Annotated in this window: 17 protein-coding genes; 14 read left to right on the top strand and 3 right to left on the bottom strand. The window is 44.1% G+C overall.

Features of this window, described 5'->3' with window-relative positions; genetic code table 11:
• The first annotated feature begins 75 nt into the window (after positions 1–75).
• From IB144_RS16045 to IB144_RS16020, 6 genes are all read left to right on the top strand, one after another.
• The gene (locus IB144_RS16045; RefSeq protein ID WP_023328026.1) at positions 76–633 is read left to right on the top strand and encodes a hypothetical protein; all 558 of its coding nucleotides are present in this window, start codon (positions 76–78) and stop codon (positions 631–633) included.
• Positions 633–1,256, top strand: coding sequence for a hypothetical protein (locus tag IB144_RS16040; RefSeq protein WP_023328025.1), 624 nt, complete (start codon positions 633–635; stop codon positions 1,254–1,256). The genes IB144_RS16045 and IB144_RS16040 overlap by 1 nt, the downstream gene beginning before the upstream one ends.
• A complete protein-coding gene (locus IB144_RS16035; protein ID WP_023328024.1) occupies positions 1,253–1,657 on the top strand; it encodes a hypothetical protein in 405 nt (134 codons plus the stop codon). The genes IB144_RS16040 and IB144_RS16035 overlap by 4 nt, the downstream gene beginning before the upstream one ends.
• On the top strand, positions 1,642–4,845 hold the full coding sequence (locus IB144_RS16030; protein WP_023328023.1) for a fibronectin type III domain-containing protein: 3,204 nt from the start codon (positions 1,642–1,644) through the stop codon (positions 4,843–4,845). Before IB144_RS16035 ends, IB144_RS16030 begins: the two co-directional genes overlap by 16 nt.
• 307 nt (positions 4,846–5,152) lie before the next feature.
• On the top strand, positions 5,153–5,800 hold the full coding sequence (locus IB144_RS16025; protein ID WP_023328022.1) for a hypothetical protein: 648 nt from the start codon (positions 5,153–5,155) through the stop codon (positions 5,798–5,800).
• Positions 5,801–5,837: 37 nt separating this feature from the next.
• Positions 5,838–6,110, top strand: coding sequence for a hypothetical protein (locus IB144_RS16020; RefSeq protein ID WP_023328021.1), 273 nt, complete (start codon positions 5,838–5,840; stop codon positions 6,108–6,110).
• Between the two features lie 10 nt (positions 6,111–6,120).
• On the opposite strand, the gene IB144_RS16015 is transcribed toward IB144_RS16020, so the two are convergent.
• Positions 6,121–6,564, bottom strand: a complete 444-nt coding sequence (locus tag IB144_RS16015; protein WP_032435853.1) for a glycoside hydrolase family protein — start codon at positions 6,562–6,564, stop codon at positions 6,121–6,123.
• 40 nt (positions 6,565–6,604) lie between these two features.
• Here IB144_RS16015 and IB144_RS16010 point away from each other — a divergent pair, with 40 nt between their 5' ends.
• Genes IB144_RS16010 through IB144_RS15995 form a run of 4 tightly spaced genes read left to right on the top strand, consistent with a single transcriptional unit; the run spans position 6,605 to position 8,226 of the window.
• Positions 6,605–7,054 carry a hypothetical protein gene (locus IB144_RS16010; protein ID WP_023328020.1) on the top strand — a complete coding sequence of 150 codons (450 nt, stop codon included), beginning with the start codon at positions 6,605–6,607 and terminating at the stop codon, positions 7,052–7,054.
• Between the two features lie 2 nt (positions 7,055–7,056).
• Entirely contained in the window at positions 7,057–7,626 is a 570-nt protein-coding gene (locus tag IB144_RS16005; RefSeq protein WP_023328019.1) for a hypothetical protein, read from the top strand.
• Between the two features lies 1 nt (position 7,627).
• A complete protein-coding gene (locus tag IB144_RS16000) occupies positions 7,628–7,939 on the top strand; it encodes a hypothetical protein (protein ID WP_023328018.1) in 312 nt (103 codons plus the stop codon).
• Positions 7,936–8,226, top strand: a complete 291-nt coding sequence (locus tag IB144_RS15995; RefSeq protein WP_023328017.1) for a hypothetical protein — start codon at positions 7,936–7,938, stop codon at positions 8,224–8,226. Before IB144_RS16000 ends, IB144_RS15995 begins: the two co-directional genes overlap by 4 nt.
• A gap of 11 nt (positions 8,227–8,237) precedes the next feature.
• Here the strand turns inward: IB144_RS15995 and IB144_RS15990 are convergent, their stop codons facing one another.
• Positions 8,238–9,527, bottom strand: coding sequence for a P-loop NTPase fold protein (locus tag IB144_RS15990; RefSeq protein WP_023328016.1), 1,290 nt, complete (start codon positions 9,525–9,527; stop codon positions 8,238–8,240).
• Between the two features lie 41 nt (positions 9,528–9,568).
• Here IB144_RS15990 and IB144_RS15985 point away from each other — a divergent pair, with 41 nt between their 5' ends.
• The 4 genes from IB144_RS15985 (at position 9,569) to IB144_RS15970 (ending at position 12,762) form a co-directional block, all read left to right on the top strand.
• Positions 9,569–10,279: a methyltransferase gene (locus IB144_RS15985; protein ID WP_023328015.1), complete on the top strand. Its 711-nt coding sequence runs from the start codon at positions 9,569–9,571 to the stop codon at positions 10,277–10,279.
• Positions 10,280–10,370: 91 nt separating this feature from the next.
• A complete protein-coding gene (locus IB144_RS15980) occupies positions 10,371–10,592 on the top strand; it encodes a DUF2188 domain-containing protein (protein ID WP_000517707.1) in 222 nt (73 codons plus the stop codon).
• A gap of 477 nt (positions 10,593–11,069) precedes the next feature.
• The gene (locus IB144_RS15975; RefSeq protein ID WP_002901236.1) at positions 11,070–11,816 is read left to right on the top strand and encodes a MipA/OmpV family protein; all 747 of its coding nucleotides are present in this window, start codon (positions 11,070–11,072) and stop codon (positions 11,814–11,816) included.
• 91 nt (positions 11,817–11,907) lie between these two features.
• Positions 11,908–12,762 (top strand): aldo/keto reductase, encoded by an 855-nt coding sequence (locus IB144_RS15970; RefSeq protein WP_004176538.1) that lies wholly within the window; start codon positions 11,908–11,910, stop codon positions 12,760–12,762.
• Positions 12,763–12,818: 56 nt separating this feature from the next.
• Here the strand turns inward: IB144_RS15970 and IB144_RS15965 are convergent, their stop codons facing one another.
• Positions 12,819–13,703, bottom strand: coding sequence for a D-hexose-6-phosphate mutarotase (locus tag IB144_RS15965; RefSeq protein WP_002901240.1), 885 nt, complete (start codon positions 13,701–13,703; stop codon positions 12,819–12,821).
• Positions 13,704–13,775 lie beyond the last annotated feature (72 nt).

Here is a 13,775-nt window from a genome sequence, read left to right as displayed (position 1 = left end):
CAGTTTAAATTAGAAAAAAATCTAACTGCGGGCGATTTAATATAAATACGATAACAGGATCTTAGAGGTATCAAAATGGCATCCTTTTCAAATCAAATAAAAATAACAAACTTCCAGATTAAAAGTACTGAACCTGTTTACTCAAATCAAACGTGGACAGGTCAACGTATCATGAGAAGTACAGGCATTCAATACTATGAGATTCAGTTTCAGTTAAGTTTCAATCCTTCCAGTATTGGAGAGGTTCAAAACTTTTTGGCTCAGTACTCTCAAGGTAAATCCTTCACATTCTCGCTCGGATTGATGGGTACTTACAGGGGAGTACAGAGCGGGGCATTAACAAGCCAGTCAATCGCATCTAAGGGTACAAGGGTAATCGCGACTAATAATAATTCAATGGCAGTTGGTGAATTAATACAATTCACGAATCATAAAAAAATATACAGAATTATTGACCGTACCAGTACTTCATTAACCGTATTCCCTGTACTGCAAAATACCGTACAGGCAAGTGAACCAATTATCTATAACAACATTCAAATTGAAGCAGTATTAGATCCCGATAATGATTATACAATGCCCGTTGGCAACATCATGAATATCACATTAAAGGCAACGGAGAATATTATCTAATGGACGAAAGTATTTTAACTAACGCAACATTATTGAAGTACTGGAAGTTAGTTCGGGGCACGACTAAAACACGCCTCAGCGTAATGGACGTAATGAGTTTAGGTGTTCATGTTACCTGTTTTGATGTACTCCCGAAAGGTACAAACGGTTTTCACTGGACTGATTCTCTTATTGATATTGATCTGAATGGTAACCAGTACATTAGTTTTCCCGATATCATTAGTGGTTCATTGCCTTCTTTCAGCGAACAGAAGGGGATCAACAACGATGCGATTAACTTCAAAATTAGTAATGTGAACACGAGTGTAAGAGCACTTGCTTTAGGGGGCTTCCTTAAAGATGCACAAATGAATATTACACTCGTTATCCTGAATCCCTATGACAGTACTGTATTGTACTCCATGCTGATGTTCTCAGGGTTTATTGATTACATTCAGGCAGTAGCCGATCCAAATGAAAAAACGAATGAAATGACAGTTTACGTGAACAGCATTTATAAAAAGCTGGACAGACAGCCGCCATTGATTGCCGCCAATTCAGTATATCAATCTCTCTATAAAGGGGATGAATACTTTAGTTTATTAGGACAGGTGAATCAGGATCAAACGTGGAGATACAAATGATGCATAATGAATTAATGAAAATAATTCAGTACTCAATCGACAATCCTTATAAGTATGGTGATAACGATTGTAATTTGATAGTACTCCGCATTATTGATCTATTCACTGGCAGTACCCTTGCAAATCGAAATTATACGAGCGTTAAAGAGGGCATAGCAGGACTTAAAAAAGAAGGATGGGATCATACGGGTCAAATAGTTGAACAGTACTGTGATGAGGTACAGCACGTTATAGACGGAGATATCTGGTTAGATCCCGATAACCCCTTAATTATGGCAGTGGTTGTATCAGGTCGAGTACTTGGGGTGAATGAAAGCCATGATGGCTTTGAACTTCATCCAAAACCGGTACAGGGAAGATATTTTAGAGTAAGGAAAGAAAAGGAATGGGGAAAAGTTTAGGGGGCTTCTTTGGAGCAATAATTACGGCAGTCATTGTCGCTTTGGCGGTTTACTTCACTGGCGGTACGGCATTAGCCGCGATTGGCTGGGGAGCAGCGGCAGGGGCTGCAAGCCTTGTTGCAACAAGTATGCTGGGACAGATTGGCGTACAGAGTTATGGGGATGTAACGGATTCTCTCAGCAGGTCAACGAGTCCTACCACTGGATTACCAGTACTGTACGGTGGGCAACTCCCCCATAAAAATGGGGTATCGGGCGGTTCGTTCATTCTCACGGGTAGTATTGTCTCATGGTATAACATCCCAAACAGTGATTCACAGTACTTATTCAGCGAACAGGCAATATGTTACGCGGGAACTGAAAAGAATATAAACCAGATTTATATTGATAATGAACCAGTATTAGCCGTTCCGGTAACTCAGGATGGTATTGTACCAAAGGCGAATATTGCCAGTAAGTATCAGGAATATCTACAACTGGAAGTACGCTTTGGTGGTGATTATACCAGTACTAAATCCCTTGCCAGCCAATACGCAGGGCCGAAGTGGACAAATAAATTTCTTGGCAAAGGCATTGTTTCTGTCAGTGCGGTTATCAAAAAAACACAACAATCATTAGAACAGAATCTACTCGTGAATGATCAGTTCACGATGACTGTTGAAATGAAAGGGCAGAGGATATTAGACCTCGCAACAGGGTCAGTACTGGCGACGTCAAATCCACCATCAATTATCTACGACTATCTGACCAATACAACATACGGGATGGGAATTGAACCGGGATTAATTAATCTCGATACCTTCCTTGAAACCGCAGCGTATTGTGACCAGATGGAGTATTACGCAAATGGTTCAATTAGTTATCAACGCTCGTATAAGGAAAACATTGAAAATATCTGTCAGGTATTTGGCGGTATTATGTATGTTCATGCAGGGCAAATCTGTATTACGACGGATCGTAAAACGCTTTCAGTTGCATCATTCAATGAAAATAACATGTTCGGTGCAGTACAGATCAGTACCAGCGGTGGCACAGACTACTTCAATACTGTTGATGCGAAGTACACCAATCCAGCCAGTATGTACACGACTGACGTGTTACGCATTCCTTCCGATATTACAATTGATGAGGCAATCCAGCGTGACGGGCAGGTTATTACCCTAAGCCGTGATTACTCATGGTGCTATGACGCTGATGTACTGGCGAAGATGGTCAATGTTGATGTACTCAAGGCTAAGTACGCCTTACGAACTGTATCCTTCACCACAAGTGAAGGCTGGGATCTGAAGGTATGGGATGCTATCACCGTCAGTAATACCGAACTGAACATTTCAGGGAAGTTTAAGGTACTGTCAAAAGATGTGGCAACCGATCAGGAGAACGTTGGGTACGTTACGATCACGGCAGTTGAAGCCCCTGATGCGATGTATGATGGCGTAGATCCCGGTATCTGGTCGCCTGGTGGTTCAATCCAGTTTCCCGAACTGAGCGTAAAGGCTCCCACGAATCTACAGGCAGTACGCAAAGGTAACACCACAAACGGCTCTATTGTCGATCTCACATGGGATGCGTCACAAGATCCGTGGCTACGGGGCTATTACATCTACTATAAGTTGAGCAGCTCCAGTACATGGACATATGCGGGAAGTACTAACACGCAGAAAACCGACTTTGAACTATTCGGCCTCTCAGACACGGCGGCTTATGACTTTGGGGTTGAGGCATATAACAATCTCGGCCTTACCAGTAACAGACTAACGTTAACGGGATTAGTACCGACATATAACTTTGCATTACCTTCCGTAACTGGTGTCTTACTGGCAAATCGCACCGTGGGACAATATGAAACTGATTCTGCTGATTTCAATATTCGTTGGGATAATCAGAAGAACTTAATCGTTAATGGTCGTTCATTTTCTGATTACTTCAAGTACTACATCATTAATATCTATAACGGTAGTGATTTAATCGATACATTCTATACGCAGAGCAATACATTCAACTTTATGCTTGAAATGAATCGACTCAGAGTACGTAAACCTACTATTGGCATTATTGCTCAGGGATTCAATAATGGTACTTATTCACAGGAAGTACGAATCACCGTTGAGAATAAACAATGTGGATTAGTGCAGGGTGTTCAGTTCACAGGTGGTTTTGGCAACTTATTCGCCTCATGGACTCCATCAACTGAAAGAGATTACGCCGGGGCAGTAGTGAGTATTGTTAATGGTACGAGTACTAAACTATACACCAGTAATAAACCTGAATTTGACAGTATACCTAATATTCCAGATGGTGAATATAAAGTTAAGGTCGGATTTTTTGATGTATTTGGACAGGACAATATTCAGTACTCAGCAGAGCAGACTGTCAGTATTAATAGCAAATACCAGTTTACGGAAGATGATGCAGAACAGATCAATGGAATACTTGATCTCGATGACCGCCTGAATGAGACAATTGAAAACGCCGTTAATGAATCGAATGAATACACCAATACGCAAATCTCTACATTGAAAAACACGGTAGACGGAAATACGGCAAGCATAACCAATCTGAATCAGACGGTAGCGGATAATGACACAGCACAATCACAGGCAGTTATACAGCTACGTAGTGATGTGAACGGGCAGATTGCCACGGTTAACCAGCAGATGAGTACAAAGGCAACTGCAAGCACTGTAGACAGCCAGTACTCATTGTCCGTCAATGCTAACGGTACTGTAGCGGGTATCCGTCTTGTTGCTTCTCAGGGAACGAGTAATAACAGTGCTATCTATTTCGCAGCAGATAAATTTATTGTCAGCGGCAGTAGTGCGGCGACAGTTGGCGGTACGGCTCCATTCTCAATCGTGAATGGTACTACTTACATCAAAACATCCATGATTCAGGCGGCAAGTATCGGTACTGGTTACATCGCAGATGCAGCGATCACAAATGCGAAAATTGCCAATGCCAGTATTAATGCAGCAAAAATTATCGATGGTGAAATTACCAATGCGAAAATTGGTGCCACGATACAAAGTACTAACTATGTTGCTAACTCTACGGGGTGGCAGATAAATAAATCAGGTACTTTCTATATAAATGGATCTGGTGGCACAGGTAAGATGATTATCAGTAATAACCTCATTCAGATCTACGATAACAATAATAAATTACGTGTAAGAATGGGGTTGTGGTAATGGCACAGGGTTTACAATGCTGGGATGCGTCTGGACGATTAATTGTCGATATTGGTGATTACAACATGCGATATATGGGATCAGTCAACCTTAATGTATCGGCTGGTAGTACTACATCATGGAGCGTAGCCTGGTCGGGTATGCGTCCTACGGGTTGGTTAGCAGTAATGCGAGTGAGTCAGTACTGGAATGAGTTTTACTGTATTCCGGGTACTAACACTTTTACCGTTCAATATCTTCCAGTGAGTGGCGTTTATGCCCAAACATTAACATTCGATATATACAAATATGACGTGTAAGGATCACTATGTCAGGTTTTCAGGTTTACAATTCAGCAGGTGCTCTTACGATAGATTCCGATAATAAATCGGTCGTAATGAGTTCAGTTAAAGCAATGGGTACACTCTCAGACACAGGTTACTATCTCATTAACAGTGCCTTTGGTAACGGGAGTACGCTGGGGTATTTGCCCCTAAATTTCTTCCCCAATACGGGGCTACGCTGGTTTCAGCTACAGACGAATGGAAAGTACTGCTTTCCCGGCTCGGCAATGTTCGAGGCAGGTTCAGGGCGGTTCATGCTCTCCAGTAATACTACGGCTCTTACATCAGGCTATCTCGATGTGTATAACAGTGCCGGAACATTGATCTGGTCTGCTGCCAGTGCGGGTACAATGCCACGTATTCAGGGTTTTCTTACCGTGCCATCCTCTCATGATCTCGGTACTGCCTTGACGCTTACAACGAGTTTTGCCGATCCGTGGATATGCATTAGTCAGTGTCCGGGCAACATATCCGATGATGGTGGTACAGTTGGCTATTCTGGCATTTTGATTAAAAGGAATAGCAGTACTTCATTCTCTTTACAGTATGTGAATAAAAACCAGAAGACATATCGCCAGGCAATGGGGAACAGCGGATTTCAAATTGCTTTAGCAAGTTTCACTGGCTATTGATATAAATACTCATAATAACAATAATAAGGCATAATGTATGGATTTCGGTACTATTGTTGCTCTTGTTATCGCTGGCCTTGGTTTTCTTTATACGATATTCCGTGACAGTTCTTCTGATACTGAAGATTTGCTCACGCGAGTTTCGCAGATTGAAGCGAAGATACAACTACACAGTAGTAGTATAAACCGCCTCGAAACAGAGCAGGATGAAATGAAGAAGACATTACGTAATCTTGAAGATCAAATTCATCAACTGGATTTGAAGATTGAGCGTATTCTTACAATTCTCGAAAAGACAAAAGGGGCATAATGCCCCTTTGTTATGTTAATTGATTATTCATATCTCTTACCCGGTTTGGCGTTTGCCTGTACCATAATGAATCAACGGACTCACGCCGCATTCCATTACGATCTCCCGCCTTTGCTGCTGCCAGTAGTTTTCTGAATTTACTTACGCCATTTACCCCTAACTGAAAAATCATGATGACCAGATAGTCCTCAATGTCGGCAGGGAGAGTACCTAAACGTAATGTACTCAATCCAGTTCGGGCAACTGCAATATCCTTATCAAGTAAAGCCTCTGCATCATTGGGGGATAATCCAGTACTGAAATTTTCTCCCGGTTTGATTAAATGACCATACCCGACAGTTCTGAATCCCAATGAATCAGAGTATGGGAAGAATTTTCCATTACGGAAGTAACCCAATTTTGTCTGATAGGCAATCGTACCTTCATATTCCTTAAGTCTGCATTTTAAATCCATTCACTAAATACCTATATAAATTACATATGGGTATTTAGTGATGAGAATTAATAACAACTGGACGATGTTCGATCCAGAACAATGGGATATCAAGGAAGTAAATGAAGGTCTGTACTGTTCATTTGTGTACTTAATTGAATTTCCCGAAACGGGAGAGTACTACTTCGGGAAGAAGCAGATATATAAAGGTATCAAAGACATTTCAAACCTTAAAAGTACTTCAACGGAAAGTAACTGGCTGGATTATACGGGCAGCAGTAAAAGTGTAAATGCCATGATTGATTCAGGTATGGAGTACTCAAAAAAGATTCTGTACTGTTTTAAGACAGATGCAGAAGCTACTTTGATTGAAACTGCATTGATTAGCTATTACGGTTTACATCCCGATAATCTTAATAAAGCCATTCTGTGTAAATCCCGATTACCAAAAAATCGAATTGAATTGTTCCGGGTGCTACAGAGTTTGATTGAAATGTTGGGCGTGAGGTAAATATGATTAGAGGCAGAATAACAGGACTGAATAACGCAACAACCTATCTTAATACAACGGGTCAACGTCTTGGACGTGACTTTCAGAACGAAATAATCAAAAGGTCAAGAGCGTTATCAGCCAAAATGCAAATGGACTTAAACAATGCCGTCGATAAAGGAGCAGTACCTTTCACTCAGCGTTCCATTCTCTTTATGTACAAGAAAGTTTGTAATGGTGTTCGCAGTACCATTCTCGTGAAGGATCTACAAGCGAAGTACTTATATGACGTACTCGTTGAGGAAAAGGCCATTGATAAGTTTGTACCAACGAGTAAAGCACGTCTTGATCGGTTTGGTAACATTGCAGGACTGAAACGTAATCTATCAAATGGGCGTTATAAGGTCATTACAGGGAAGAATGGTAAGGAGCGATTAATTGATACCAGCCAGAAGAAAAAAGAAAAGCGAGTAATTGGATTACGTGAAAGTAAGAAACGTAAAATCATTTATGACTTCTATGCAGAAGCAGAAAAGGGGGCAAGACTTGTTATTGCAGGTATACAGGGATCGTTTGTTATAAAAAAGGGATAATATGAATTTTGAAGAACACTATGGTGAACTTACGGGTGAGATAACACTAAATGGTACTACGCCAGATGGTAATAGTATGCCAATCAATAAGTGCTTTCTCGGGAAGAAGTTCCAAAAGCAATTGAAGAAAGCAGATATACAGATTGAGTGCTTTATGAATGTCTGCTACGAGACAAAGCAACGTTTTAAAGATGGTGAAGTACTCACATGGTCACTACAGGGTGATGAAATGAATGTGTACTTAATCGAAAGTAAGAAATTATTTGTAAAAGGAAAGCACTTTTGGGGATATTGTGTGGGGATTATTGAATGATTGGAATGATAATTGATTTAATCAAAACTGGATTGGGTTTCTTCCAGAAAAAAGAACAAAGCAAACAGGAACTGGACGCACAGAACAGTCACGAGCAGAACGAGATCACACTTGAAGAAACACGTAAGGGCTTCACGTGGCGACAGGGTTTAGGCTGGGTACTGACGTTCATCATTCTATGGAACTACGTCATTGTGCCAGTACTGGCCTTATGTGGTGTAGTACTTCCCATAGTTCCACTTGATGAGATATGGAAAGTACTGATAATATTGATTGGGGGTAGTTAAATGATTAAATCTTATTGAAAGTTATAAATAAGCTCAATCGCATGAGTTATGGTCAATGGTTGCTGACCAAAACCATCGCGAAAGATCATTTGATCACCATCTCTCAATGCTTTGGCATAACCTTCGCGTGTTAGATACTCAGTGTTCAATGCTAAAAGAATATGATAGCTTTCCTCTTCAGGTAGTTGCGTAACGCCTAACTCTTCCATGAGTTGTTCTTTAGTAATTAATCTTTCTTTTATTTTTGTAAGAATAGTTTCATCTTTGAGTTTAAGAAACACGGCGATTGCAATACCAACCTGATATTCCCATTTGAAACCATTAGCAACATTTGCATTGCACAGTAGTAAAAGAGAATAACATCGCTCTGCATCTCGTAAACTAAATTTATTAACCCTCAGTAAGTATGACAAAACGTCCAGTGATGACTGAAGATTTAAATCTCTGCTTAAGATTCTCTTGTTAATGTAATTTATATATTTTGAAAGAACATACGATTTTCTTTCAGGACTGTCATTTTTGGGCAGACTCATCCATAAATGAACAAATTTATTTAAATACATGTTTGCATCTATTGAGCCATAAGTTTTTTGTATGACTTTCATGAATTGTTCTTTGTCTGTGGAAAGAACGAAGAATATATTCTTTGTATTAAATACATGTTTAATTCTTTCAAGTAGTTCAAGTGAGTAGTTAGGTCTTGCACGGTCTAATTCGTCAATTATGAAGACCAGTTTTTTTTCTGCGGCGATCTCACTAAGTGTACAGCGGAAGTGCTCAAGTGTATTATTTTCTTTATCAAGTTGTGTTATTTTTTCTTCGATGTAACTTTCTAAAGGATCATTAATGGCAGAGCTGATCTCACTACCTACACCTTCGAGATCAGAACCTTTTACAACTCCAAGTGTCAATGCACTTACACCTACTTTTAGTGTCGTTTTTAATAGTACAGATGCTACTTTTTTGGTTGCGGCGAGATACTTTTTCTTTGCGTCTTCATCATCGATTTTAGCATATATATGCGATGCTATTGCTATAAAAGGATCTGTTTGAAAGTCATTTTGAAAAGCATCAAAGTATACAACGCTTAAATTATTACTCTTAGCTATTTCGGCCTCCCACATTTTTAGAAATGTGGTCTTTCCATTACCCCACTTATCATTTAAAGCGATGACAAGGTTATCATCGTCACTATTTTCAATTATATTTTCTAACTGGATGCTGAACTGTTTCCTATTGAAAATATCATTTTCGGGGGTAAATCCTTCGCTACAATCGATTTCAGGTACAGTTAGTCTCATATTTTCTCCGTGATAAATACCTTTTTAAACAAGGTATTATTATGGCAAAACTCACTAAAAAAGAAACAAAACTACATCAACAAGTACTGGATCTTGTCTATTCCGATAAGCCACTCACATACGACGAAAAAGAATTCATCCTTCAGAACTACGCCGGGGATGCCGTTGGGGCTACTGGTGCTTTTTTCACTCCCGAAATGCTCTCATGGGATTTCATCATTGATGCCGGGTGTACAGGACGCTGCATTGAACTATGTGCCGGGATAGGGCGGTTGTCATTCGATCAGTATCAACGCAACCGACCAGAACATATCACCTGTGTAGAACTGAATCCCGAATACGTCATGATTGGGCAAAGGGTACTTCCAGAGGCTGAATGGATCGTTGGTGACGCTCTCCAGTACTCTACCAGTGAACGCTACGATGTGGTCTATGGCAATCCACCATTCGGTAAGATCAAAACCTCAGAGGCGATTACAGGCCGTTATACGGGTACTGAGTTTGAGTACAAGGTGATCACACATGGAGCGACATTAGCCCCTTATGGCGTATGGATCGTACCGCAAGGTTCAGCAGGATTTCAGTACAGTGGAGTACATTGCTGCGAGCGTAGGGATTCTGCGAAGTACAAGAAGTTTGTTAACGATACGGGATGGTCACTTGAGCCGGGATGCGGTATCGATACTTCAATCTATAAGGACGAATGGCACGGAACGAGCGTTGTGTGTGAGGTGGTTACTGTTGAGTATTAAAAATGTGATTCCGCACAAACGCAACGCTATATATAGTATCTATAATTACTAACGACACCATATGGTGTATTTCACACAGCAGGTAACTTAGATGGGTAAAAACCAACATGTAGTAACACATCCTGATGGATGGGCTGTAAAAGGTGAAGGTAATGAACGAGCAACTTCTGTACATTCAACGCAAGCTGAAGCCATAGAAGCGGCTCGTGAGATAGCTCGCCATCAACAAAGTGAATTGTTAATTCATGGGCGTGATGGACAGATACGTGAGAGAGATTCTTACGGGAATGATCCTTTCCCGCCAAAGGGTTGATACACAGAAGAGGCCGCATGGCCTCTTTTTTTTACGAAAATTCAAATGTTCCCATTGATTATGGTATGCGTCCTTTCGTTTTTTAGCACAGGTTGAGAGCCGTTCATATGAATAGTGGGGGCCCCCGGAAGACATAAGCTGAACATCGCTCTCCTGGTATCCAGCAACCCTTATGCCAGGTTGCGGGTGGGGTAGCGTGAATGTGCCCGGCAATTACACCTTCTAAATTTAAGCGTAGATGCATTTAGAAATCTTGCATGGCGCAGAAAATCAATTTCAATGACATATCAATAACTCATCCTGAACATGGCGCTTTTTGATTCGTTGGGACGCAAAGTTGTCATCGGGCTGTCACCGGATGGTAAGAGAAGGGTGGCAAAGTGAACGATTTGTGTCATATCGGGTAAAGAATTTGAGGCATGAGACCTACGACGGTACACTGCACGGGCTGATTATTTGACAACGGGAATATGGATTGTGACTAAAATCAAACTTCTGGCACTCGGCGTGCTGATAGCGACGTCCGCCAGCGCGGCGCATGCCGACGGGAAGTTCACTCTTGGGGCTGGCGTAGGGGTCGTTGAGCATCCGTATAAGCAATATGATGCGGATGTCTATCCGGTGCCGGTCATTAGTTATGAGAGCGAAAACTTCTGGTTCCACGGTCTGGGCGGGGGTTACTACCTGTGGAATGACACCAACGATAAACTGTCGATTACGGCCTACTGGTCGCCAATGTACTTCAAGCCGGGCGACAGCGACAGCGAGCAGATGCGTCGACTGGATAAACGTAAATCGACCGTGATGGCCGGTCTTTCTTATGTCCACAACACGCCCTATGGCTTCCTGCGCACGACGATTGCCGGCGATACGCTGGATAACAGCAACGGTATTAACTGGGATCTCGCCTGGCTGTACCGTTACACCAACGGTAACCTGACGCTGACGCCGGGTATTGGCGTGGAGTGGAACAGCGACAATCAGAACGAATACTACTATGGTGTCTCCCGGCACGAGTCGCGCCGCAGCGGCATGCGCAGCTATGACCCGGACAGTAGCTGGAACCCATATCTGGAACTGTCGGCTAACTATCGCTTCCTCGGTGACTGGAGCGTTTACGGCGTGGCGCGCTACACGCGTCTGTCGGATGAAATTACCGACAGTCCGATGGTGGATAAATCCTGGAGCGGTCTGATCTCCACCGGGATCACCTACACCTTCTGATTGTGCATTCTTACAGTGCGCTTCATGCATCAAAACAGGGCCTTGCGCCCTGTTTTGCTTTATGGTGGTGCATACGGTTAAGGAGGAGAAGATGGTGAAAAAAACAGTACGCTTCGGCGAGCAGGCGGCAGTGCCGGCCATCGGGCTGGGCACCTGGTATATGGGCGAACATGCGGCGCAGCGTCAGCAGGAAGTGGCTGCACTGCGGGCGGGCATCGACCATGGACTGACGGTGATCGATACGGCGGAAATGTACGCCGACGGCGGGGCGGAGGAAGTGGTGGGCCAGGCGATCCGCGGTCTGCGCGACCGGGTAGTGCTGGTCTCCAAAGTCTATCCCTGGCATGCCGGCAAAGCGGCGATGCACCGCGCCTGTGAAAACAGCCTGCGCCGGCTGCAGACCGACTATCTGGACATGTATCTCCTGCACTGGCGCGGGGATATCCCGCTGCAGGAGACGGTTGAGGCGATGGAGAAGCTGGTGGCCGAGGGCAAGATCCGCCGCTGGGGCGTCTCTAATCTGGACACCGAGGATATGCAGGCGCTGTGGCGGACGGCGGATGGCGAGCACTGTGCAACCAACCAGGTGCTCTACCATCTCGCATCGCGGGGCATTGAATACGATCTCCTGCCCTGGTGCCAGCAGCACAGTCTGCCGGTGATGGCCTACTGCCCGCTGGCGCAGGCGGGGCGCTTACGCGATGGACTTTTTCAGCATAGCGATATCATTAATATGGCTAACGCGCGGGGGATTACGGTAGCGCAACTGCTGCTCGCCTGGGTGATTCGTCATCCGGGAGTGCTGGCGATCCCGAAAGCGGCCAGTATTGAGCATGTGGTGCAGAATGCCGCAGCGCTCGACATCGTCCTTAGTGGGGAAGAGCTCGCGCAGCTGGACCGCCTCTATCCGCCGCCGCAGCGAAAAACCCGGCTGGATATGGTTTAACCCATCGTTCACGGCAAAGAAAAACAAAAGCCCCGTTACCAACGGGGCTTTTGCTATTAGCGTTTTTTCACGCTGATGGTTTGCGCCAGGCGAGAGGGCGTCTCTTCGCTGGCTTTCTGCGGCTGGGTTACGCAGCAGGTTTCGACGCAAACGAAGGTTTTGTAGCCATCGTCCGGCATATCGCCCATGCTGACGGACAGCGCCGGGCCCGGGTTCCAGGCCACCACATTGTGCTGATGATGATGCACCACGTCGATAGTGCGGTTTAGCGCGTCGTCATGGATCACGCTGCAGCTGTCGGCGTTGAGATAGACGCGATCGGTGCGGTCAGGGAAGGTCTGCACGCCGTTGCTCAGAACGCCTTCTTCGGCATTGTTCACTTTATCGATATAGCGCTCGCCAAGACCGCTCACCTTCACCGCCGCGATATCGCCGACGTTGAAATAGCTGTGCAGGGCAGAGGTGGTCTCGAATTCACCGTGGGCTTCCAGCTCGATTTCACAGGTCTTACCCAGCTTAAAGCGGGCATAGAGGGTGAACTCGTGCGGCCAGAGCTTCATGGTTTCAGCGCTGTGCTGGAGCGCAAAGGTCAACATTACGCCGCTGTCGTCTTCGTCATGACCTTCCAGGGTCCATGGCAGATTGCGGGCAAAGCCGTGCGACGGCAGACCTTGCTGCGCAGAAGGACCAAACCAGGGCCAGCAAATCGGCACGCCGCCGCGCAGGGCGACGCCCTGTTTAAACGGGGTGTTGTTGCTCAGCCACAGAACTTCTTCTTCACCGGCGGGTTTCCAGGAGAGCAGGTGCGCCCCCTGCAGCGCCACAGAGGCTTTCACCTGCGGATGGTCGATGACAATCAGCTCCAGGTCGTCCAGCTGGCGACGGGAGATCACGGGAGAAATGGTTTCATTCACCGGGAGAGCAAAAATTTTATTTATCATTGTGCAATCCTATCTCTGCAGACAAAAAAAAGAGCGACCGAAGTCGCTCTTACAGATTACTTTTTCATCTCA

This window comes from Klebsiella sp. K4 (genome assembly GCF_014596785.2).
In the GTDB taxonomy this organism is placed as follows: domain Bacteria; phylum Pseudomonadota; class Gammaproteobacteria; order Enterobacterales; family Enterobacteriaceae; genus Klebsiella; species Klebsiella pneumoniae.
This window is presented reverse-complemented; position numbering and strand designations above follow the sequence as displayed.

Excerpts from the sequence above, each read along its gene's own strand:
- IB144_RS16045 (WP_023328026.1), top strand. The coding sequence starts at position 76 with ATGGCATCCTTTTCAAATCAAATAAAAATAACAAACTTCCAGATTAAA.
- IB144_RS16040 (WP_023328025.1), top strand. The coding sequence starts at position 633 with ATGGACGAAAGTATTTTAACTAACGCAACATTATTGAAGTACTGGAAG.
- IB144_RS16035 (WP_023328024.1), top strand. The coding sequence starts at position 1,253 with ATGATGCATAATGAATTAATGAAAATAATTCAGTACTCAATCGACAAT.
- IB144_RS16030 (WP_023328023.1), top strand. The coding sequence starts at position 1,642 with ATGGGGAAAAGTTTAGGGGGCTTCTTTGGAGCAATAATTACGGCAGTC.
- IB144_RS16025 (WP_023328022.1), top strand. The coding sequence starts at position 5,153 with ATGTCAGGTTTTCAGGTTTACAATTCAGCAGGTGCTCTTACGATAGAT.
- IB144_RS16020 (WP_023328021.1), top strand. The coding sequence starts at position 5,838 with ATGGATTTCGGTACTATTGTTGCTCTTGTTATCGCTGGCCTTGGTTTT.
- IB144_RS16015 (WP_032435853.1), bottom strand. The coding sequence starts at position 6,564 with ATGGATTTAAAATGCAGACTTAAGGAATATGAAGGTACGATTGCCTAT.
- IB144_RS16010 (WP_023328020.1), top strand. The coding sequence starts at position 6,605 with ATGAGAATTAATAACAACTGGACGATGTTCGATCCAGAACAATGGGAT.
- IB144_RS16005 (WP_023328019.1), top strand. The coding sequence starts at position 7,057 with ATGATTAGAGGCAGAATAACAGGACTGAATAACGCAACAACCTATCTT.
- IB144_RS16000 (WP_023328018.1), top strand. The coding sequence starts at position 7,628 with ATGAATTTTGAAGAACACTATGGTGAACTTACGGGTGAGATAACACTA.
- IB144_RS15995 (WP_023328017.1), top strand. The coding sequence starts at position 7,936 with ATGATTGGAATGATAATTGATTTAATCAAAACTGGATTGGGTTTCTTC.
- IB144_RS15990 (WP_023328016.1), bottom strand. The coding sequence starts at position 9,527 with ATGAGACTAACTGTACCTGAAATCGATTGTAGCGAAGGATTTACCCCC.
- IB144_RS15985 (WP_023328015.1), top strand. The coding sequence starts at position 9,569 with ATGGCAAAACTCACTAAAAAAGAAACAAAACTACATCAACAAGTACTG.
- IB144_RS15980 (WP_000517707.1), top strand. The coding sequence starts at position 10,371 with ATGGGTAAAAACCAACATGTAGTAACACATCCTGATGGATGGGCTGTA.
- IB144_RS15970 (WP_004176538.1), top strand. The coding sequence starts at position 11,908 with ATGGTGAAAAAAACAGTACGCTTCGGCGAGCAGGCGGCAGTGCCGGCC.
- IB144_RS15965 (WP_002901240.1), bottom strand. The coding sequence starts at position 13,703 with ATGATAAATAAAATTTTTGCTCTCCCGGTGAATGAAACCATTTCTCCC.